This window comes from Chitinophaga sp. OAE865 (genome assembly GCF_040546735.1).
In the GTDB taxonomy this organism is placed as follows: domain Bacteria; phylum Bacteroidota; class Bacteroidia; order Chitinophagales; family Chitinophagaceae; genus Chitinophaga; species Chitinophaga polysaccharea_A.
In genome coordinates this window covers 2585927-2607605 of the sequence record NZ_JBEPOF010000001.1, presented here as the reverse complement: position 1 = coordinate 2607605, position 21679 = coordinate 2585927, and the positions used below count along the sequence as shown (strand labels likewise).

The 21679-nt window shown below is 47.3% G+C and carries 14 protein-coding genes and 1 riboswitch; of the genes, 8 read left to right on the top strand and 6 right to left on the bottom strand.

Features of this window, described 5'->3' with window-relative positions; genetic code table 11:
- Window positions 1-24: 24 nt before the first annotated feature.
- The 3 genes from ABIE50_RS10660 to zwf all read right to left on the bottom strand — a co-directional run bounded on the left by ABIE50_RS10660 (window position 25) and on the right by zwf (window position 7582).
- Complete coding sequence (locus tag ABIE50_RS10660; protein ID WP_209863654.1) at window positions 25-4050, bottom strand: DUF5977 domain-containing protein; 4026 nt, start codon at window positions 4048-4050, stop codon at window positions 25-27.
- A 29-nt stretch (window positions 4051-4079) separates the two neighbouring features.
- Window positions 4080-5579, bottom strand: a complete 1500-nt coding sequence (locus ABIE50_RS10655; RefSeq protein ID WP_209863657.1) for a hypothetical protein — start codon at window positions 5577-5579, stop codon at window positions 4080-4082.
- Window positions 5580-6076: 497 nt separating this feature from the next.
- Window positions 6077-7582, bottom strand: coding sequence for a glucose-6-phosphate dehydrogenase (gene zwf / locus ABIE50_RS10650; protein WP_209863660.1), 1506 nt, complete (start codon window positions 7580-7582; stop codon window positions 6077-6079).
- A gap of 252 nt (window positions 7583-7834) precedes the next feature.
- Between zwf and ABIE50_RS10645 the strand changes: the two genes are divergently transcribed.
- Entirely contained in the window at window positions 7835-8422 is a 588-nt protein-coding gene (locus ABIE50_RS10645) for a molybdopterin-dependent oxidoreductase (protein WP_354027956.1), read from the top strand.
- Window positions 8423-8470: 48 nt separating this feature from the next.
- Here ABIE50_RS10645 and ABIE50_RS10640 read toward each other — a convergent pair whose 3' ends face one another.
- Complete coding sequence (locus tag ABIE50_RS10640; protein WP_209863662.1) at window positions 8471-8812, bottom strand: winged helix-turn-helix domain-containing protein; 342 nt, start codon at window positions 8810-8812, stop codon at window positions 8471-8473.
- 78 nt (window positions 8813-8890) lie between these two features.
- Between ABIE50_RS10640 and eat the strand changes: the two genes are divergently transcribed.
- The 7 genes from eat to ABIE50_RS10605 all read left to right on the top strand — a co-directional run bounded on the left by eat (window position 8891) and on the right by ABIE50_RS10605 (window position 16888).
- Window positions 8891-10207, top strand: a complete 1317-nt coding sequence (eat, locus tag ABIE50_RS10635) for an ethanolamine permease (RefSeq protein ID WP_209863665.1) — start codon at window positions 8891-8893, stop codon at window positions 10205-10207.
- The gene (locus tag ABIE50_RS10630; protein WP_209863668.1) at window positions 10204-11562 is read left to right on the top strand and encodes a glutamine synthetase family protein; all 1359 of its coding nucleotides are present in this window, start codon (window positions 10204-10206) and stop codon (window positions 11560-11562) included. Before eat ends, ABIE50_RS10630 begins: the two co-directional genes overlap by 4 nt.
- A gap of 10 nt (window positions 11563-11572) precedes the next feature.
- Entirely contained in the window at window positions 11573-12709 is a 1137-nt protein-coding gene (locus ABIE50_RS10625) for an iron-containing alcohol dehydrogenase (protein ID WP_209863671.1), read from the top strand.
- A 2-nt stretch (window positions 12710-12711) separates the two neighbouring features.
- On the top strand, window positions 12712-13428 hold the full coding sequence (locus ABIE50_RS10620) for a gamma-glutamyl-gamma-aminobutyrate hydrolase family protein (RefSeq protein ID WP_209863674.1): 717 nt from the start codon (window positions 12712-12714) through the stop codon (window positions 13426-13428).
- The gene (locus ABIE50_RS10615) at window positions 13425-14789 is read left to right on the top strand and encodes an aldehyde dehydrogenase family protein (protein WP_209863677.1); all 1365 of its coding nucleotides are present in this window, start codon (window positions 13425-13427) and stop codon (window positions 14787-14789) included. Before ABIE50_RS10620 ends, ABIE50_RS10615 begins: the two co-directional genes overlap by 4 nt.
- An 87-nt stretch (window positions 14790-14876) precedes the next feature.
- Complete coding sequence (locus tag ABIE50_RS10610; protein ID WP_209863679.1) at window positions 14877-15272, top strand: hypothetical protein; 396 nt, start codon at window positions 14877-14879, stop codon at window positions 15270-15272.
- Between the two features lie 102 nt (window positions 15273-15374).
- Window positions 15375-15585, top strand: a riboswitch (cobalamin riboswitch).
- A gap of 172 nt (window positions 15586-15757) precedes the next feature.
- A complete protein-coding gene (locus ABIE50_RS10605; RefSeq protein WP_209863682.1) occupies window positions 15758-16888 on the top strand; it encodes a DUF5074 domain-containing protein in 1131 nt (376 codons plus the stop codon).
- A 45-nt stretch (window positions 16889-16933) separates the two neighbouring features.
- On the opposite strand, the gene ABIE50_RS10600 is transcribed toward ABIE50_RS10605, so the two are convergent.
- Complete coding sequence (locus ABIE50_RS10600; RefSeq protein ID WP_209863685.1) at window positions 16934-18016, bottom strand: DUF2652 domain-containing protein; 1083 nt, start codon at window positions 18014-18016, stop codon at window positions 16934-16936.
- Between the two features lie 63 nt (window positions 18017-18079).
- Window positions 18080-21673: a solute:sodium symporter family transporter gene (locus ABIE50_RS10595; protein ID WP_354027955.1), complete on the bottom strand. Its 3594-nt coding sequence runs from the start codon at window positions 21671-21673 to the stop codon at window positions 18080-18082.
- Window positions 21674-21679: the final 6 nt, after the last annotated feature.

Genomic DNA, 21679 nt, shown 5'->3' with positions numbered 1-21679 from the left:
CAGGTGAATGAAGCAGCTCTGTTATCATGGCGCTCCCCAATAGCTGTATCCCAGCACCCTGTATGGAGAAGTACCGCTGCTGGAAGAAATACTGATGGTATAGGTTCCGGCCGGCATATTGCTCAATACAATACTGGATGGCGATGAACAGGTATAGGTGGTTCTGCTGGCGCATAGCGAGCCGCTCCTGCTGGCAGCACCTGTAAGTGAGTAGGAAATGGTGAAGTAATAGGTAGGCTCTCCATTCACACTCAGGGTAATATCTCCTGCCAGTGTGGATGTGAAGGTAGCTGAGGTGGTACCGTTGTACGACAGCGAGCCATATTTCATCACCTGTGAAGAAGTACAGGTACCATTGGTATTGGCATAATTCTGTCCGTTGGTATTCACGTCATTTACCGCCTTCTGGTCGGCATCTGCCTGGCTGATGATAGATGTATATCTTCCTGCGGGAACGTTGTACGTAACCGTGCTGCCATTAAAGCCAGGCGAGCAGTTGTTCCGGGTGAAGTCTCCGCTTTTTGCCACACTATAATAAATCAGTGAGCAGGTACCATTGGCATTGGCGTAGGCCTGCCCGTACAGATCGGCCTCATTCACCGCCTGTTGATTGGCATCCGCCTGGCTGATGGTGGAGCTGTATTTTCCGGCTGGCACCGTATATACTACATCTCCCGGCTGATATCCTGCGGCGCAGTTATTTCTCGTTATGGTTCTTGTATACACCACGCTGGTGTAAACCGGGTTATCAGGGCAACCGGCAGGAAGACCATAGTAATTGTAACAGGTTTTGGTGATGATATTTTTATCATCATCTCTCACAATACCCAACCTTCCAAGACCGTCGTACTCATAGGTAGTAGTTTTTCCGGCGGGATCTGTTTCGCCGGTTTTACCTACCTGCGGATCATAGCTGAAAGTGGTGAGCAAGGCATCCGAAGGAAATACCCGGATATCATCTATCACTCCTGAAAGCGCTACAGGGGCGGTATACACCTGTTGTTTCATCACCCATTTCCCATTTTCCCATGACCAGTACTGCAGGTAATATTTCCTTGTATCCGGTAATGGGAAATTAACGGTGTATGCCCCATACTGGGCGCTGGTGTAATAAGAGCGACCGCTGTGCGCGCTGCCTGTTATGGCTCCGCCCATGGTATAGTTTTCAAAGCCCTGGTAGAAAAACCCGCGTGTAGCCGTTGACGTTGGCTTTAATAAATTATAGGAATAACCCATCGCCTTATAATTCGATGTGCCACTACCGGAAGTAATGTACAATGTATAGGTGCCTGCCGGCATATTAGGCAGCGTTACCGTTTCCGGGTAAGAGCAGGTAGTGGAAGTTCTGCTTACGCACAAGCTGCCGGAGGCGTTGGAAGGCCCTGTTAAAGTATAGTTGATCCCATAGGTTTCTCCCGGTGATGGAATAGCAGAGAATACCATGTTACCGGCTGCATCGTGGGTAAATGTTACCGACGAAGGGCCAGGGGTAATGGTAAGCGTACCCGACTGCGTTACTATGGTTGAAGAAACCGTAAAAGCATCTTCCGCATTATCAATCACTGCCACCGGTAAATTGTCGCCATAACCATACTGGTAAGTAGTAGCTTTTCCTCCCAGCATTTTTTCACTGGAAAGATTGGAGGTAGCCGGGTCATACTTAAATAACTTTTGTTTCACCGCGGTACCGCCCATGTAGAGATCAGATTTTGTCAGGTACAAATTCTGGCTGTTGCCCCATGGAGAAGTAGTGTAAGTATTGTGTATTTCCCGGGTAATACCATTCCTGCTTTCCGTTTCATGGATAACCGGATTGACAACATTTGCATTTGCGAGCAAAGTAACAACCGCCTGTTCACCGGTAGCAAGCCGCGGTATATCTGTATCCTGTGAGCGGTACAATGTTTTCACATAGGATTTTCCTTTCGAATCAGTGGTTGTAATTGTTTTTACCTGCCGGAGGTTGGCGGGAGAAAATCCGAAAGTAGTAGTGGTTTGTATATAAGTGCCGGGGCGCAGCTGATCGTATTCCCTGTGCACTACCTGCGTAAGCTGGTAGTTCTCATAGGGTGTAAAATACACGGTGTTATATGAACTGTAGCCGGAAGATCCGCCTACTGCATAAGACACGGTATTCCACTTATACGCCCATGCTTTCTGTGTGGCAGGATTTGTTAACACGGAATAGGCAGTAAGCGGCGTAAGATCCTCCGTGATCTTTTGGTTGGCAGCATTGTAAACGGTAACGCTCAGTGGTAATCCTCTTTTAAAGGCGTAACTGGTAGAAGAGGTAACATCCGGAACAGCGCCCTGCTGGCCGGGTGTAAGGTAGTTGAGGATATCAGGAAAGTCGCTGAAGTTAGAGAAAGTACTTACCGTATATCCCCCATTTTTCTCTGTTACTTTTACAGATGAATAACCAACAAAGTTGCCGTTCAGATCGTAGACTTCCGAAGGGCATTCAGAAAGTACCTGGTTAATCCCGTTAGACCAGGCATAGCCAATGATAGTGTAAGAGGGACTGAAGATCTGCCCGGTAGAGAGATTATTGGCATCTACATAACTATAATCCTTATACAGGTTCTCTCCATTAGGCATGGTTTGCGCCAGTCTTTTTACACGAAGGCCGCCAACGGTAGTATTAGTACCGTTCTTATTATAATCATTCAGCTCATATGTAATGTTCCAGCTGCCGCCGTTAAGTTCCTTTACACCCGTTAACACACCTATTTGCGCGGCCGTGAGATCAGGGTTCCGGTTGTTGTTGGGAAATGGTGTAAACACTTTAGGCACATAAAAATTCTGGTATCCCCAGAGGTCTACTTCCGCGTATGCTTTGCGGTTAGACATGGTATGGGAAGTATTATAGGTAAATGAGCGCAGTGTGATGGGTGTTGCCGTGACGCTGTTGTTTCCTTTTACACGGATACTGTCGAGCCGGAGCCGCAGCATATTGGGATCGGTGGACGGCGAGCCGAAGTAGCTGTGATTAAAGGAATACGTATTAAGCGTCATTGGCGGCAGTAACGACGACTGTACAATGCTTACCAACCGCGCTGCCCCGGGCTCATCCTGCCGGTCGAACGCATAGTTGAATTCCACTTTACCTGCGCCGGTCACTATCCTCGACACATACTTTGGCGGCACCAGCGTAGTAACAATAGGGTGCGTGGTATCCCAGTTGGTATTGCCGTATATATCCCAGGTAACAACGCCTACATAATGGTTAAGCACATCATTACCAGGAGCGGCGGTATATTCAAATGTAGCTACATCTTTTCCATTGAGCGTAACAATTTTATCCAGGTACCAGGTAGTGGGGAAGGTATTGGAATTGCCATAAATAGTGGCGCTTGTATATTCTTTTGAAGCGCTGGCAGAACCGAAATAATAGTGTGTACCATTTTCGTCGATAGCTTCAAAAGAGCTGCCGGAATAACCGGAGGTGTTGTAAAAATTTTTGGCGATGATCTTAACGCCGTTGTTATTAGACACCGCAATGTTCCCGTTTTCATCAAATGTAAACTGGAAACTGAAGTAGGGTGTTTTGATGAAATAGATATCAGGTTCTCCATCGCTGGTGGGAGGCGTAGATGTGAACGACCCGGGTAAGGCGGCGCCATTGCGTTTCCAGTTGGCTACCTGCTGGCCGGCATGACCCGTACCCAGGTATCCATTCGATTGTTCATCCGGGAAAGCGCGTACCACGCGGGTTACACTGCCCCCGGCATTTACCAGCCATCCAAGACCTGCCTGGCTGGCATAGTCCTGTACCTTGATACCTTTTCCTCCAATATAAGTGAGGGAAACCGGGATCGTTAATTCCTTCGACGTCAGCTGGCAAAGAGGGATATTGGCAGACATCGTACCGGTGTGCAGATCTACCCCTACATCGGAGGTAGCCGATATCGCCACTGTATTTCCCAGGAAGCGGTTGTTAGGTGATGGCAGTACCAGTCCGCCGTTTATCTGTGCCAATGCGGGCACAAAGGATAAGCACAGGCACGGCAGGATCCATAGTTTTCTGAGCAACTTTAATGAATAGGGCATTGCTATTAAATGTTTATGAGAGTAGGGTTTTACAATTTATGTGCAAGACGGATTTTCAAAGGCTGTGCTCTCGGCACCTGGCGACTGGCCAGCACATCGAACAATACCTGGATACTGTTTGTTTGCTTACCAATTTTTGTTTTCTTCATTACACCGATCAACGCGCTCTGCTGCCAGAACCGCAATTGGTTGATCTGGTCTATTTTTGAAAACTCATGCATGTAGTTTTCTTCCGCACCAGCGCTCAGCCAAAAAGTATTCTTCAGTTTCATATCGAAGAATGTTCTCAACCCCAGGCCCTGATTACTCAGCTTCAGATCATTGATACCTTTACCCAGGCCGAGCTGGTAGGCCACGCCAATACCTGCAACCGTGTTATCTGAAAACTTATAACCTGCTGACAAACCCAGTGCGGAGATCACCGGCAATACATTGGTGGCTGGCTGGTTCTGCAGGTTCCAGCTGTATTCCAGGCGTTGCCACAGCGTTTTCTTTTTCAGGTTATTGGGAGTATAGCCATCAGGAAGATCTACATTACCTGCATCCGGTCCATTGGCCATTACTTTGGACTGAAGGTTATCAATCTGCTGGCGGGCCGCTCTCAGCTGCTGCGACAGTGCTCCTGCGGCGCCTGCGCCCCCACCGGTGATCTGTGTTTGTATGCGCGACTGGATCTGGTCCCGCGTTACAAGGTCAGCGCTGCCACGAAGCACGCTTTCAGCTGCCGATGAGCCACCGAACAATTCCGACAACATGGAATGCTTCTCCATAAAGCTTTTGAAAGCCGGTACTTTATCCATGACCTGCAGCGTTTTCTTCAGCATCTTATCCGGTTCATTCAGCGCATCTTTGTATTCGCGTAACTGCGCGGAATAATAGTACAGGTCTTTGTTCAGTTTATCGTATGAATTTTTCAACCCCGGTGGCAACGATCTGTATTGCGATAGATACTCTTTGATTAACGCTTTACGCTGCTGGATAAATTCCTTTACCTGGTCTGCCTCCTGGAACTTGCCCTGTAATTCGTTTAGCCCTGCCAGTGATTCCTTTACCCTGGCAGCAGCGCCTCCGGAAGTGTACCTGTCTGCAAAAGACAAAATACCACGCAAACTATCCACATAAGGTTGATAAGCCCCTGTAACCGCTGTTACAGCTACTGTTGATTTTGATTTGATGCCGGCGATCTTTGCATCATAGAGCTTGTCGAGCCCTTCGGGGTAAAGGTTTTTTGCGGCAGTGCTGTCGAAGCTATACAACTGCTTATACATATCGAGGTCTGTTTTCTTAACAGCGCTCAATTGCTTCTCTGCCCGGCGCACCAGTTGTGCTTTATAGGCCGACCATTTCTTCAGTGATTGCGTGACCAGTTTTGAGGGAACAGGAGGAGATTGCACAGCGGCTTGTGTGCTGTCTTTCGGGATGCCCGTATTTGTGTGCTGCGCCAACGTTATATCACTGCACAATATCAGCATTACAGCAAAGCCGAAACACTTATCACGCATAAATGCTACGTAGTAAAGAGGTTTCAAGATGAAGATATTTTAGGGTACATATGGAATATTAATCTCACAGGTATTCATACGGCATTGATGGCCGAAAGAGCTTCAGCACTCTCGCTGGAAAGCGCGGCTGCAGCAGCGGCATCCAGTGTTGACAGATCATTAAAAAGTTATGGCAAACTACACATCAATGCAATAGCAATACTGATACGGTTACTGTTTGGTTGAAATAAATAAATAAATAAATAAAAAGGCTTTGAAACCGGGTAAACACAAGATCTGAGGCACAAGGGTAAAAACTAACTGGCTAACATTGTTTAAGGAATTAAATCTGTGATCTTTTTGTTAATAGGGCGTTGTAAAAATGTCCATTTCTATCGTTGAAATAAAAGTATAAAATAAAAAAGATTTCAGTGCGTAAATTTATTTCCTCGATAAGAAGGTATTAAAATGAGTATGATATCTAAATGATTAGCATAAAAAAACCGTCCCTTTTTTACAAGGGACGGTTTTTCTATTAGGTGTATCTACTTTATACTTTCTTCTCTTGCCGATAAGCGGAACCAGTCTTTCGCGTAAGGCTTCAGCAGCGTAGTAGCTGCGGTGGGGCCCCAGGTACCTGCTTTATAAAGATGCAGTTCTTTTGCAGGATACTTTTTCCAGGTGTCGAGGATGGGCATTACCACTTTCCAGGCAGCTTCCACCTGGTCGGCACGCATGAATAAGGTGGGATTACCATCCAGCACATCCAGCAGCAATGCTTCGTATGCTTCCGGAATTGTTTCCGTATAGGATTCCTGGTAAGTAAAATCCATCTCCACCGGTTTTAGTTTCATTTTCAGACCAGGCACTTTACTTTCAAACAGTAAACTGATCTCCAGCTCCGGCTGTATACTGATGATCAGCCTGTTTGGCGTGATATCATCTTTAAAGATCTTATTGGGAGAATCTTTAAACTGCACTACAATTACAGACGATTGCACCGGCATTGATTTCCCTGTGCGCAGGAAGAAAGGCACGCCTTTCCATCTCTCGTTGTCGATAAATAATCTTGCAGCGATAAAGGTTTCCGTGTTGGAAGAAGACAGGACATGTTCTTCCTTACGGTATGCCAGTCGTGGTACACCATGTACATTACCGGCGGTGTACTGTCCGCGGATCACATTTTTCAGCACCTGTGCAGGCGTGTAATGTCTGATATCTTTCAGTACTTTTACTTTTGCATCACGGATCAGTTCCGACTGGTAAAATTCCGGCGGGTCCATGGCAACAATACATAACAACTGCAGCAGGTGGTTCTGCACCATATCACGCAGGGCGCCGGCGCCATCGTAGTAGCCACCGCGTTTTCCCACGCCAACTTCCTCCGCCACGCTGATCTGTATATGATCGATATATTTTTTATTCCACAGCGGTTCAAATACATAGTTGGCAAAACGGAATGCCATGATATTCTGCACTGCTTCTTTTCCCAGGTAGTGATCGATGCGGTAGATCTGTTTTTCCGCAAAGCGTTTGGTGAGAAAGCGGTTTAGTTTTTTTGCGGTTTCGAGATCGGAGCCGAAAGGTTTCTCTACTACGATACGGTCAAGGCCATCGCGATTACAAATGGTGTGTTTGTACAATCCTTCAGCAATAATTTCAATAAAGCGTGGCGCCACGGCGAAATAAAAGATACGGGAGCCATGCTGCTTTTGCTTTTTCCCAAATGCTTCCAGCTTTTCTTTCAGGCCGGTGTAGGTTTCCGTTTTCAGGAAATCGCCCTGGAGATAGGAGATATTCTTTGCAAATCCTTCCCATTGTTTTTCATCTGCTTTCCCGTTGCGGCTAAACTCATTTACCCCTGCGAGCAGGTCCAGTTTAAACGCAGCTTCATCTTCCGGCAGGAAATCCACGCAATAAATGGTGAATACAGGCGGAAGATGGTTATCGGTATACAGGTTATAAAGCGCGGGTATCAGTTTTCTTTTGGTCAGATCCCCTTTGGCGCCGAAGATGGTGATAGCGGAGGGGAGTGTTTTTCCAGTTTTCATCTAAGCATCGGTTTATTCCCCTGTAATTTAAGCATCATTCCTGGAATCTGCTATGCTTTTTTGTACAACGGATCCGGGCCGCCGGAGAAATTAAACCATGGCCGTTGACTTCCTCTTCTTTTAATACTAATTTGCACCCGTTATCAACCATACACCCAGGCAGCTACATTATTTTTTTTCGCTTTCCTTCCCGGTTCTGTAACCTTGTTTTTGATGTGTACAGGCAAGCTTTTATCACCGTTATTCAAAAAAATGAACAACGAATTAGTTATGTTTAAAAAGTTACCGGCCGTTGGCCAGCTAACAGGTATTACCGCCTCATTGGCGGCACAGATAAAAAAAACTGACATCACCATGCTATACAAATTCGCTGCTTACTTATTCATTACTGCATTTGCCACCACCAGCGCTTTTGCACAAACCATTTCGGTTGACGGGGAAGTAACACACCCGTTAAAGCTCAGTATTGCCGACATTGACAGGATGCCCCAAACGGAAGTAACCGCCACCGATCGCGACGGAAAACCGCATCACTACTCCGGGGTAGCGGTAACAACTATTCTACAACAGGCAGGCGTAACGCTGGGAGCCCAGCTGAGAGGGGAAAATATGTCGAAATACCTGCTGGTAAAATCGGGCGATGGGTATGAGGTATTGTTTTCCCTGGCCGAACTGGACAGCGCTTTTACCAACCGTGTGGTGATACTGGCCGGCAAGGTAGACGGGCAGCCGTTGCCTGATGGTAAGGGGCCGTTCAGGATCGTAGTTCCCGGTGAAAAGAAACCTGCGAGATGGATATGGGAAGTAACGGCCATGACCATACGATTTGCGAAGGAATAGGGGTCTATTGCGTTTATTCAGGCCTGTTACATGCGCGGCTGGGAAAGGTTATTTGCGCTTATTCAAGCTGGCGCTCCGCGTAGCAAGGAATTGCCGGAAAGCCGTATTCAGCTCATGAAATAATTTTATCGCCTGTTCACCCTCAGGGGTGAGCAGTGCGCCACCTCCGCTCTTCCCCCCTCTTTCCATTTTCACCAGCGGTTTACCGGTACGCTTATTCATCTGGTCTACAAAATCCCAGGCCTGGCGATAGGAAATTTTCATTTCCGCAGCTGCTTTCCTCAGTGAGCCCAGTTCACGGATCTTCTCCAGCAGCTCAATACGGCCGTAACCGAGAAAGGGGCCTTCTTCGGTTTCAATCCATATACGTCCGTTTGCCATTAGTTTCATACAGTAAAGATATGCGGTTAGCAAAATAATATTTTAATTTATACTATATTACAGATACACGCAACAGAGATCTTTCAAATGACACAAAACAAGGGTTTAAAGAAAACACTGACTCCCTTTATGCTGTGGGGACTTGGAGTAGGATACGTTATTTCAGGTATGTATTTTGGCTGGAATCTTGGCCTTGAAAAGGGCGGCACAGGAGGCATGGCCATTGCTACGCTTGTGATCATGGTGATGTATGTAACGTTTACTTTCAGTTATGCAGAACTGGCTTGCGCCATCCCCAAGGCAGGAGGAGTTTTTGATTATGCAAACAGGGCAATGGGAAAGAATATCGGCTTTGTGGCCGGTATAGCCCAGGTGATTGAATTCATCCTGGCTCCGCCTGCCATTGCATTTGCCATCGGCGCTTATTTCAACGCTTTTTTCCCGCAGGTACCTATCCTCACCAGCGCTGTTGCCATTTATTTTGTGTTTACCGGTCTGAATGTGTATGGTGTAAAAGCGGCAGCTTCTTTCGAGGTGATTGTCACCATTCTTGCCGTTGGGGAATTATTGCTGTTTACCGGTTTATCGCTTCCAAAATTCCAGGCTGTTCATCTTACCAGCAACCCGCTCCCGTTTGGATGGGGCGGCGCTTTCGCCGCTATTCCTTTCGCTATCTGGTTTTTCCTGGGCATTGAAGGCATTGCCAATGTAGCGGAGGAAACAAAAAATCCCCAACGCGATATCAGCAAAGGCTTTGGATGGGCTATCCTCACGCTGGCCATTCTTTGTATCCTGATATTTGTGTCTGCCACCGGTATTGCCGGGTGGGAAGCCATTGTATATAAGAACGGGATCAGCGGGGAAACTTCTGATTCCCCGCTGCCGCTGGCGCTGGCAAAAATTACCGGGAGCAACCATCCCATGTACCACCTGCTCATTACCGTAGGTTTATTCGGGCTGGTGGCTTCTTTTCACGGGCTTATCCTGGCAGCGGGGCGCTCTACTTATGAAATGGGCAGGGTGCATAACCTGCCGGCGGCGCTGGGTAAAATTTCACCGCGGTTCCATACGCCTGCCAACGCCCTTTTAGGCAATATGGTGATCGGGATACTGGCTTTGCTTTCGGGTAAAACTTCCGAAATCATTATCGTATCTGTTTTCGGCGCGCTCACTTTGTATATTATTTCCATGGTGTCTATTATTATTCTGAGAAGACAGGAGCCTGAACTGCCACGGCCTTTCCGGGTAGCCTTCTACCCTGTGTTCCCGGTAGTGGCACTGGTGATCGCCACCATTTCCATAGTAGCTATGTTTATCTTCAACCTGCTGCTTGGCATTATCTATTTTTCCCTGCTGACCGTTTCATTTTTGTTGTACAAAATCTTTAAACCTGCCCACACATGACAACTTCCGAAATATTAACGTATGTAAAAAACCATCCGTCCGGTAAGGTAAAAGTGGCAATAGCGGACATCGACGGTGTATTGAGAGGGAAATATATTGCAGCAGAGAAATTCGTGTCAGTAACAGAAAACAGGATGGGTTTCTGTGATGTTACTTTTGGCTGGGATATGAGCGATGTGGTATATGACAATGTGAAGTATACAGGCTGGCATACCGGTTACCCGGATGCACAGGTGAAAATTGACCTCAACACTTTCCGTAAAATCCCCTGGGAGAATGATGTGCCTTTTTTCCTGGGAGATTTTGTGGAAGCCAACAATGCCCCCCTATATGCCTGCCCGAGGCAGCTGCTGAAAAAAGTGCTGGCCTCAGCAGAGCAGAGTGGTTATGTGCCGTACTTCTCGCAGGAATTTGAATGGTTCAACTTCACCGAAACGCCTGAAACTGCCCACCAGAAACAGTTCCGGGACCTCACTCCTTTATCGCCTGGAATGTTTGGTTACTCCATCCTTCGCAGCGCGTTAAAGAATGAATATATGAGCAGCCTGTTTGAGCAGCTGGTGAAATTTGATATACCGGTAGAAGGGTTGCATACGGAAACAGGCCCGGGCGTATATGAAGCAGCCATTAAATACGCGGGGATTCTACAGGCGGCAGACCAGGCTATACTATTTAAAACCGCTGTAAAAGAAATTGCCTACAAGCATGGGGTAATGGCCACCTTCATGGCCAAGATCCATGAAAGCCTGCCAGGATGCAGCGGGCATGTACACCAAAGCCTGTGGGATGCGGACAGTAAGCAGAATTTATTTTATGATGAACAGGACGAACATAAAATGAGCGCCCTCATGAAAAGTTACATTGCGGGGCAACTGTATTGCTTACCGGTGATACTGCCCATGATAGCTCCTACTATCAACAGCTATAAACGGCTCGTGGAAGGCGCCTGGGCCCCCACTACGCTCACCTGGGGCATCGATAACAGGACAGTGGCATTACGGGCTTTACCAGGCGATAAAAAGGCTACCCGCCTGGAAACAAGAGTAGTTGGCTCAGATACCAATCCATACCTGGCATTGGCTGCCTGTTTGGCCGCCGGGTTGTATGGCGTAAAAAATAAATTACCGCTTGAGAAAAAAATAACCACCGGTAATGGGTACAAAGACACCTCGAATGGTGTATTACCACAGAACCTTCATATGGCCACCCAACAAATGAAGGAATCGGCCCTTGCAAAAGAGCTGTTCGGCGAAGCGTTTGTTGAACACTTTACGTTAACCAGGGAATGGGAGTGGCGGCAATATGCCAAAGCAGTGACCGATTGGGAATTGAAAAGATATTTTGAAATCATCTAAGTAACCGCATATGGCATTTCAGTATAATTTTCCTACTACTATTCGTTTCGGCGCCGGCGTGATCAGCGAGCTGCCGGCCTATCTGCAGAAAAACGGGTTATCAAAACCTATGATCGTTACCGACCCAACGATAGCAGGATTATCATTTTTTAAATCGATCGTGAAAGACCTGGAGTCGAACCATATTTCCGTGGAAGTATTCAGCGATATCCACAAAAATCCTGTGAAGAGTGATGTGTACAAAGGAACCGACCTTTGGGACAATACCGGCCGTGACAGCATCATTGGCATTGGCGGTGGCGCAGCCCTGGACGTGGCGCGGGCCATTGTACTGAGGGTTCATCACCGGGAAGATCTTTTCAAATACGATGATCTCATAGGCGGCGACGTATATGTGACCAACGATGTGCCTCATTTTGTTACTGTGCCCACTACTGCCGGCACCGGCAGCGAAGTAGGCAGGAGCGCCATTATTGCCGATGATGAAACGCACCAGAAGAAAATACTCTTCTCCCCCAAACTGATGGCAAAAATTGTATTTGCTGATCCTGCCCTTACTATGGATCTGCCTCCATTCATCACCGCCGCCACCGGCATGGATGCGTTAACGCATAATATGGAAGCATTCCTGGCAAAAAATCCGCATCCCCTATGCGATGGCATTGCCCTGGAAGGTATCTATCTCATAAAAAACTCACTGGAAAAAGCCACTAACAGCCCGGATATAGAAAGCCGGAGTAATATGCTGATGGCATCAATGATGGGCGCTATTGCCTTCCAGAAAGGATTGGGTGTGGTGCATTCCCTGGCACATCCCCTCTCCTCCCTGCTGGATACGCATCATGGCCTTGCCAATGCCGTGAATATCCCCTACGGGATGCAATTCAATATTGCGGGCTTTGAAGATAAATTCCGCCGCATTGCCAGAACGCTGGAGCTAAAGGAAGAAACCGGCGAAGCAGTGGTACAATATCTCTTTGATCTTAATTCAAAAATAAATATACCGCATCATCTCCGGGATATCGGTGTTACCGGTGCACATGTGGAAACACTGGCCGACCTTGCACTGGCGGATTTTGCACATCCCAACAACCCTAAACCGGTTACACGGGAGGATTTCAAACAGTTGTACCTAAACGCGCTATAGACATGAAGAAAAAGATAGGGCTCAGCTATACGGAAGCCAGCTTTGCCAACTACGAAAAGTGGTTCACGCCTGAAGACCTGGGTGATGACCTGGAAGTGGTGATCCTGTCTTTCCTGCGCAACAATGCGGAAGACATCTATACCTGCGATGGGCTGGTGCTCACCGGCGGCGTAGATGTAATCCCTTCGCTGTACGGAGGAGCCGAGAATTATCCACATCGGCCAGCAGAATTTTTACCTGAAAGGGATAATTTTGAAAAACGTCTTTACGAATATTCCCAGCAGCATCAGCTGCCTGTACTTGGCATCTGCCGCGGATTACAGTACATCAACATACTGGAAGGCGGAAAAGTATATGAAGATATCGGCGAAGCCGCCAACAGGATCCATAAGAAAGATAGCAGCGATAAAATTCATGGCGTAAACATCCGTAAAAACACTTTGCTGTACAAGGCTACCGGCCTGGAAAAAGGGCAGGTGAACAGTGCGCATCACCAGGGCATTCACCCGGCCAGCCTTGGGAAAAATATTATGGTGAGCGCTACTTCCGATACCAGCGATGAGATTATAGAAGGTATTGAATTCAAAGATAAAACCGGGAAAGGCTTTATGCTTTGCGTGCAATGGCATCCGGAAAGAATGCCGGAGAAAGAAAGCAACCCGCTCTCCCAACAGATCAAAACAACATTTCTTCAAGCAGTAAGAAACCATACGAAATGAGAATCTTTAATCCTGCCACCGCACAAACCCTTGCCGTTCTCCGTGAAGACACCTTGTCAATGGTTGTTGAGAAAACCGCCCTGCTCCGGCTGGCATTTGATCATTGGTCCTCGAAGCCACTGGCAGAGCGCATTAAAGTGATTGCGCGTTTCAGGGATCAGCTGGAAAAAAGAATAGAGAAACTGGCGGGCGTGCTTACTTCCGAAACAGGAAAACCATTGCAGCAATCGCGCAATGAAATCAACGGCGCTATTACCCGGATCAACTGGATGCTGGAAAATGCAGAAAAATACCTGTCGGACGAGTGGGTAACGAATACGGATACACTAAAAGAAAAAATTTCCTACGAGCCGCTGGGCATTGTCTGTAACATCTCCGCATGGAACTATCCATACCTGGTAGGTGTCAATGTTTTTATTCCGGCCCTGCTGGCAGGGAATACCGTGCTTTATAAGCCTTCCGAATATGCGGTGCTCACCGGTATGGAAATCGAAAAACTTTTTTACTACGCTGGCCTGGAACACAATGCCTTTAAAATAGCCATTGGTGGAAAAACAGTGGGAGAAAACCTGCTTGGCCTGCGGGTGGATGGATACTTTTTCACCGGCTCTTATAAAACCGGCAAATACATCTACGAAAAAATAGCGGCCCGGATGCTACCCTGCCAGCTGGAACTGGGCGGGAAAGATCCGTTGTACGTGACAGACGATATTGAGGATATTGCAGCTGTAGCGGCGGCTACCGCCGATGGCGCTTTTTATAATAACGGGCAAAGCTGCTGCGCAGTAGAACGTATTTATGTGCATGAAAAAATATACGACCAGTACGTGGAAGAATTTGTAAAAGCCGTTAAATCCTGGAAGCTGGGATTGCCTACCGATGAAGGCGTATACTTTGGCGCCATCACCAGGAAAGAACAATTAAAAGTGCTGGAAACGCAGGTACTGGAAGCACGGGCAAAAGGCGCCACCCTTAAACTTGGTGGCCATATCATTGAGCATGAAGGCAATTTCTTTGAACCTACCATTCTCACCGATGTGGACAACTCCATGAAAATTATGCAGGAAGAAAGCTTCGGCCCGGTAATAGGTATTATGAAAGTGGCGAGCGATAAAGAAGCGATTGAAATGATGAATGATACGGAATATGGTCTTACTGCTTCCGTATATTCCTCCAACGGCGAAAGGGCGCAGGCGATCCTGTCGCAGGTGAATACGGGTACCGGCTATTGGAATTGCTGCGACCGTGTTTCTGCGGGGTTGCCGTGGGCAGGAAGGAAACACTCTGGTTTTGGCGCGACGTTGTCTCACCAGGGTTTAAGGGCGTTCACGAAAACAAAATCGTGGCAGATGAAGGGGTAAAGTTGCGTAAAGATATACGATGATAGAAGCGTGATACAATTTTGTGTTGTATCACGCTTTTTTTTTGGGGGATATATTTAATCAATATTGTTTGCAGATTTGTTAATCCACATTTGTTATAATCCCCGGATAGTCTCCGTCAGAGGTACTAATAAAATTATTGATTCGTGCGTTGGATCAGGATTGCCGGAACCTTTAATTGAATTAGAACAGGGAGGATTTGGTATTACATTTTTAAAAGAGAAGTATACAAATAAGCTCACGCCGTTTGAAGAACCTGAAGATAGACAACGTAAAGCTATTTTATACATTGGGGAACATGGAAGCATAAGCAATACACAATACCGGGAATTGGCCGGTGTGTCAAAAAGAACTGCAACAGGAGATTTACAAGAGTTAATGAAAAAAAATTCATACAAAAATCTGGAAATACCGGAAAAGGAACTTCATACACTGAACCAATCTGATATTGGGGCCACATAGAGGCCATTGGGGCCATATAGGGGCAATAAAGGGCAATGAATCAATTTCTTCTATCAAAATAAACCTCCTCCACTTCATTTTGGCATTTATACCTAATTACCTTAGGTTTGCTCCGCATTTGGTTCCGCCCGGCGGCGGATTAAAAGGGAATCCGGTGTAAAACCGGAGCTATCCCCGTAGCTGTAAGCCTGCATTTACCAACAGGTAAATTGTTTTTCCGGATGTACTCCATACCACTGTTTGCCAGGCGGCAAATGGGAAGGTCCCGGAAAAGCAGGTAAGCCAGAAGACCTGCCTTTTGCAACTGATCATTCAACGCTTTCGGGTGAAATGCCATGAATGTAGGCCTACCAGGCATTTATGCGCTGTTATGTTTTTCGTTTAGCCTTTGGCGTGATGCCGGAAGGATAACCGGTATTATGATCATTTTTTCCAGGGTTTTTGCCCCGGAAAAGAGTATTGTATTTCTTAACAAAACAATAAATATGAAAAAACAGTTATTATCCTTTCTGTCTGCAGCTATGATGCTGTTTGTTGCCTCCTGTCAAAAAGATGACGCATTACAACCCCTCGGATCCCAACGTACCAATGAAGCCGGTACCGGCGGCGTTACCGCATCGCTGATTGCAGGTAAATATGGCAACGGGTTCTTTATTGCCAATGAGGGATGGTTTGGCCATGGTACGGGCGATCTGCATTTCTATTCCTATAGCGGCGATAGTCTTGTTCCCAACGTATACCATGCAGAAAACCCTGCAGGCGCATTAGGTGGCCCCTCCAATACGCTGCAGTACGCCACCATTTTCAATGGCAAAATGTATATTGTTGTAAAAGCCGGCGGACCGCTGGTAGTAACGGATGCAGGCAGCCTGGTGGAAACCGGCCGTATCACTATACTTCCCGGCAACGATGGTCATGCCTTTATTGGTGTGGATGCCACACGAGGCCTGCTCAGCGCAGCCGACGGCGTTTATCCGTTAACGTTACCTTCCCTGGCGGTGGGCACTAAAGTAAGCGGTGTTGCAGGTTATACAGGTGATATGTTAAAAGCCGGCAGCTACATTTTTGTATTGTCCCAAACAGATGGCATCGTTGCTTTAAACAGCAGCACCTATGCCGTAGTGAAAAAATTCGGGACAGCTAACCTGGCATTTGCTGCTGGGAAGGATGGCGGTGTATATGCAGCCACTTCAGATTCCCTGATCCGTATAGATCCGGCCACACTGGTGCGCACTGCTGTGAAACTGCCTTTTACCATCGCATCACCGTGGGGAGCATGGCGCCATGCAGCTATTACTGCTTCCACTACAGAAAATGCTGTCTACATTGTGCGTAACAATGGCTTTGCCGGTGGTACTCAACTGTACCGTTATATTATTGGCAACACGGCATCACTGGCGGCTCCTTTTATTACCCTGCCTTCCGGACAATATTTTTATGGAGCTGGTGCTGCGTATAACAAGGATAAAAATGAACTGGTGATCACTACGCTGAACGGCTCTTTCACCGGGGATATCAACAGGGTGCTGTTATATGATGCCTCCACTGCTACGTTGAAAAAAACGCTGACTTACAACGGATGGTATTTCCCCGCCATGCCGGTATTTCATGAATAGAAAAGGAATGAAGCCGTCCTGGTCATTGACAGGACGGCCTCTTTATCAAAAATCAAGCGGCAGTACCATATTCATCACAATAGGCTCAAGCCTTTCCAGAGAAGCGCGTAACCGGGCTGTCATCTTTTCCTTTTCTTTTAGCCGGAAAAGCCATTGCCGTACAAAGTTTTCAGGAAGATAATAATCTATAGTCAACCGCGCTCTGCGGTCTGTTAATCTTTCAATCGTATAGTAGTAAGCGTTATGCCGCTTCTCATCTGTTTCGCTGAACATCACATTCTGTTCAGGATTATAGGAGAAACTGCTGGTATACATCATCACTTCTTTGCCATTGTCCAGCAGATGCCGGTGCCGGCTGCCAACACCAGGCAGGAAATGTTCCACTTCATCTATTCCCTTCACTCCTATCTGCCATTGGTGCCTGAATTCAAAATGCACTACGGTATAGGTAAGTGTTTTAATATCAGTGTCAAACTCTTTCGACACGGAAATCATTTTCACCTTATTGTTAAGTTCTGTTTGCGGGTCTGGATCAGGAGGCAGTGTATTCCGCAGTTCGCTTAAATGGGTGTAGTGAAAGGAGATATCACCTGTTTCTGTTTGTTTGGTGGCAGCATCCCAGGTCATCCATTGCGCCAGCCCAGCGGGAGGTTCATCCCGCAGCAGGTTGTCTGTTACCAGCCAGTATTCATGTTGTTCAATATCGTTTTTAAGCAGCTGATGTGCCACAATCACATCTTTCCCAATCAGCTTACTGAAATTTTTCACCTGGTAAGTAGTGAACTCGCCGTAATGGGAAATTACTTTCAGGGTAAGGTCTACAGCCGATACACAGGCTTTGCACTGGCAAATTTTACGGTGATTGTAATTAACAAGGTAGCGGTGAAATTCGCAGAACATTTTTTCCACCTGCTTATACAGCTGGGCAAGATCAGGCGGGGATCCAAATTTATAGAATAAGATAGCATCACCTTCCACTTCAGACACTTCCAGGCCCGATTCGTTAGCATTGATCAGCAGTTCCAGCAGTTGCTGGATGATATGGCGGCTGTGCTCAATCTCTATCTCATTCACAAAACGGGTAAAGCCACTTATATCCGGAATAAAAAGCAGCCCTTTGTTTTCCATTTTTTTTATTAAAGTTAGATAAAAATGGAAAATAAAGGGCTTGTCTTTCGGGGTAATGATACTTTATTTCTTCTCCAGGCGGAGAATTATGGCGTCGGTCCCGGCTACCTTGAAATGGAACCCGTCTTTTTCTGTGGATGTTTTACCGGAGAATAGTTCTTTACAGCGATATTCACCCTTAGCCAGTCCCAGTTTCTCCCAGCCGGCTTCAAAGGTAGTTGCCTCTTTGTTATAGTTCAGCACGGCAATATAGGTATAACGGCCACTGTTATGCACAAACAGGCTGGAAGGCGTATCACCGCTATGATGATCTGCCGGCACAAATCCATTGGGCAGCTGCGCTGCTTCCAGTACATCCCGGTTTTGCAGCAGTTGCTGTGCCACGCCGGAAGCGCTGCTGTATTCCGAATAGTCATCGCCGGTAATAACGGTACCCGTAACGATAGCCGAAGTGAGGCGGGCCCTGTTTTCACCGGGTGTTGCACCGGCAAACACTACATGGTCTGCATCTGTAAAATCGTATACTTTATTTTGCCACCAGCCCAAACTGGTTGCGTTTAAGGTATAAGCGGTTTCACCGATATTCTTAAACGCATCGCAGGCAATGCGGCGCATATGCACATACCGGCCGGTGGCCAGGCTGGGCGAAATAGCGGCATATACCAGCATCTTTCCGTCCATCTGGTCTACCAGGAACTCCATCCCTTTGCGGAAAGCCTGCATGCCTGTATGCACGGAAGGGTCATAATAAGTATCTGCCTCTATTGCCGCATGCCCGATAAAATCTATTTTGATCATTTCAAAACCGGTTTCCTTAAAGCGGTTGATAAGGTAAGCGATGCGTTCGCGGGTAGCGGGATGCGTGGGGTCCATGGCGCGGGCGCCATCAAAATCGTGGTATTGTCCGTTTACTTTTGACCATGTTTCTTCATAATTGTAATGGCTGCCTTCCACGGTGCGGGAGGATTTTGACCAGTCTACAAACGGGGCCCAGTAAATACCGGGTTTGCATCCGCGCTGTTTGCAATAGTCCACAAATGCTTTGAGCTGGCTGAAATCGCCGGTCATACCGCCTTTGGTCATGTTGTCCCAGTAGGAGTCGAGATCAATGTAAACGCTGCCGTCCTTACCACGGAATGTTTTACAGGAGTCCGCGAAAAAGTCGACCACCTGTTTGGCTTTGGCAAGGTTCAGTTTTGTTTGCATACTGCCCCAGCTGTTCCATCCCAGGGGTTTGGCGCCCTTCCATTCAAAAATATAACGTGGCTCTGCCAGGCGGTTGGCGCTGCCATATTGTTCCATGCCTTTACGCCAGTTGGCGGTAGGCAGTACAAAGATCTTCGGGGAGCTGCACAGGGTATCGCCCTGTGTAACGATCCCATGTTGTATTTTATCGCGGGTGATAAGACTGTCTGTCCACCCTGCTACCACGGAAACGTGGGTATTTTCCACCTTTACGCCGGTTTTCCAATCGTTATGCTCTACCGATCCCAGTATAAGTCCTGCATTGGTGGTGCTATCGTACAAGGCGGTTACCTCCGAGCTGGTAAATGCGGGACCTTGCTGGCTGGCCACCCGGTACCTGATCCAGGCGTCATTATCGAATGGGGCTACTACACCGCTGGTATACAATACGGCTTCTCCTGTTAAAGGGCTCATGGCGCGGGAGCGCGCTCCTTTGCCCTGCAGGGTTAGCGAGGTATAAAAGCCTTCTTTCCCGTTATAAACATAAAATACCTGTTGTTTTTTTATGCCGTTACCGGCAGATGTGATCACATAACGGGTCCCATCTTTTATGCGGGAGCTGGCAAAAGTGCGCTGTACAGGAAGGGTATCCGGCTTACCGGCATCTTCATAAAAAGCAAACGCATTACGGATCACCGCTTTTTTCCCCGCCCACACGGTATAAGTGCCTTTATGTAGGTCGTAAGCAATATGGTTGTTTTTCCCAAAGGGAATATTTTTTACATGAGCCGCCTGTTGGGCGTACAGCGGTGTTAACAGGCAAAGCATTCCTGTAACAGGTAAAAGGTTCCTGAACCAGATCAGCGCATTATTCATTTTGCAAGTCCTAGTGGTGAAAAGATGATAAATAACAATACCATTAGTATCAGTAAAGCAGCGCTGTACCAATGCCGGTGCTTCCACGGCTCTACAGATACAACAGGGATCACCGCTGGCTGGTAAGGTACTGCCATTGGGTTTTATTTTGCCGATGATCAGCATCAGCAGTGCTGTTACCACAAATGTGATGGCCAGCAGGTGCAGGTAATGGATGCCTGTATCAAACACCCATTGCAGTAACACATTCATGGCCAGGAAAAATACCAGTCCGGCTTTGGCCGCTACCGGCGGCACATACCGGGTAGCCATGCCTACTACCATGATGGTAAAAATAGGGATGCTGAAAAATCCTGCCAGCATCTGTATATAATTATAAAACCCGCCTTTGAACAACATGATAAAAGGCGCTATGATAATACCGGACATCAATACCAATACCTGGAACAGGCGGGTACGGCTGATCAGTTCCTTGTCGGACACGCTGCCTTTACGGGCTATCATAAAGGGCTTATACAGGTTCATGGTGAACAGGGTGCCCACGCTGTTCAGCCCTGCATTAAAAGTGCTGAGTGCCGCGCCAAAAACGATGGCGGCAATTAAACCGGTGTATACCGGCGGCAGCACATCGGCGGCCATCCTTGGAAATATTTCTGCCGTTGCCTGAGGATGAAGGTACAGGTGCACTGCAATAAGGCCGGGAATATTGAGCATAAGCGGCGATAACAGTTTACACAAACATGCCAGCGCAATTCCTTTCTGGCTTTGCTCCAGGTTCACTGAGCCCAGCGCCTGCTGCACAATGAACTGTTCCATGCCCCAATAGTAAATATTCACCAGCAGCATACCGGTAAAAATAGTGCTGAAAGGTATAGCATCGTGCACTGATCCGATGGCATTCAGGTGATCCGTATGACTTCCCAATACCGTAAGCAAGCCTGTTTCCGCATCGCCATGCCCCAGGTATTTAAACCCGAAATAAGGCAGCAGCAGTCCACCTATGATCATACCGGCGCCCAGCAGCGTATCTGAAATGCTGATCACCTTTAAGCCGCCCAGCACGTTATAAAAAAAGCCGGTGATGCCTATGAGGCAGGCCAGCATCCAGATAGTGGACCAGTAGCTGAGATGCAGCAGCTCATTCAGGTGAAAAATGCCGTTGAATGCTACTGCCCCGCCATACAGCACAGCCGGGATCAGGTTCACCAGGTAACTGAGCAGGAAAATAACAGATACAATCTTCTTGGTACCGCTGTCGTATCTTACCTCCAGGAAATCGGGCGTGGTAACGGCTCCGATGCGGAGATAAATGGGCATCAGGAATTCACTTACCAGCAGCATGGCAAATACTGAAGTAACTCCCCAGGACATAATAGACATGTTGTTGATAAAAACAGATTCGTTTTCACCAATAAACTGGTTGGCGCTGATGTTTGTCATAATGAGCGCACCGCCTATTACCAGCCAGTTTAAACTGCGGCTGCCGAGAAATACGTCGGCCGCAGTTTTCAACTGGTGCCTTCTTGTAATGTACCACGACAATACCGTCATGAGCACTACAAAAAATGCAAAACTTATAATAGTAGAAAGAGGCATTAATAT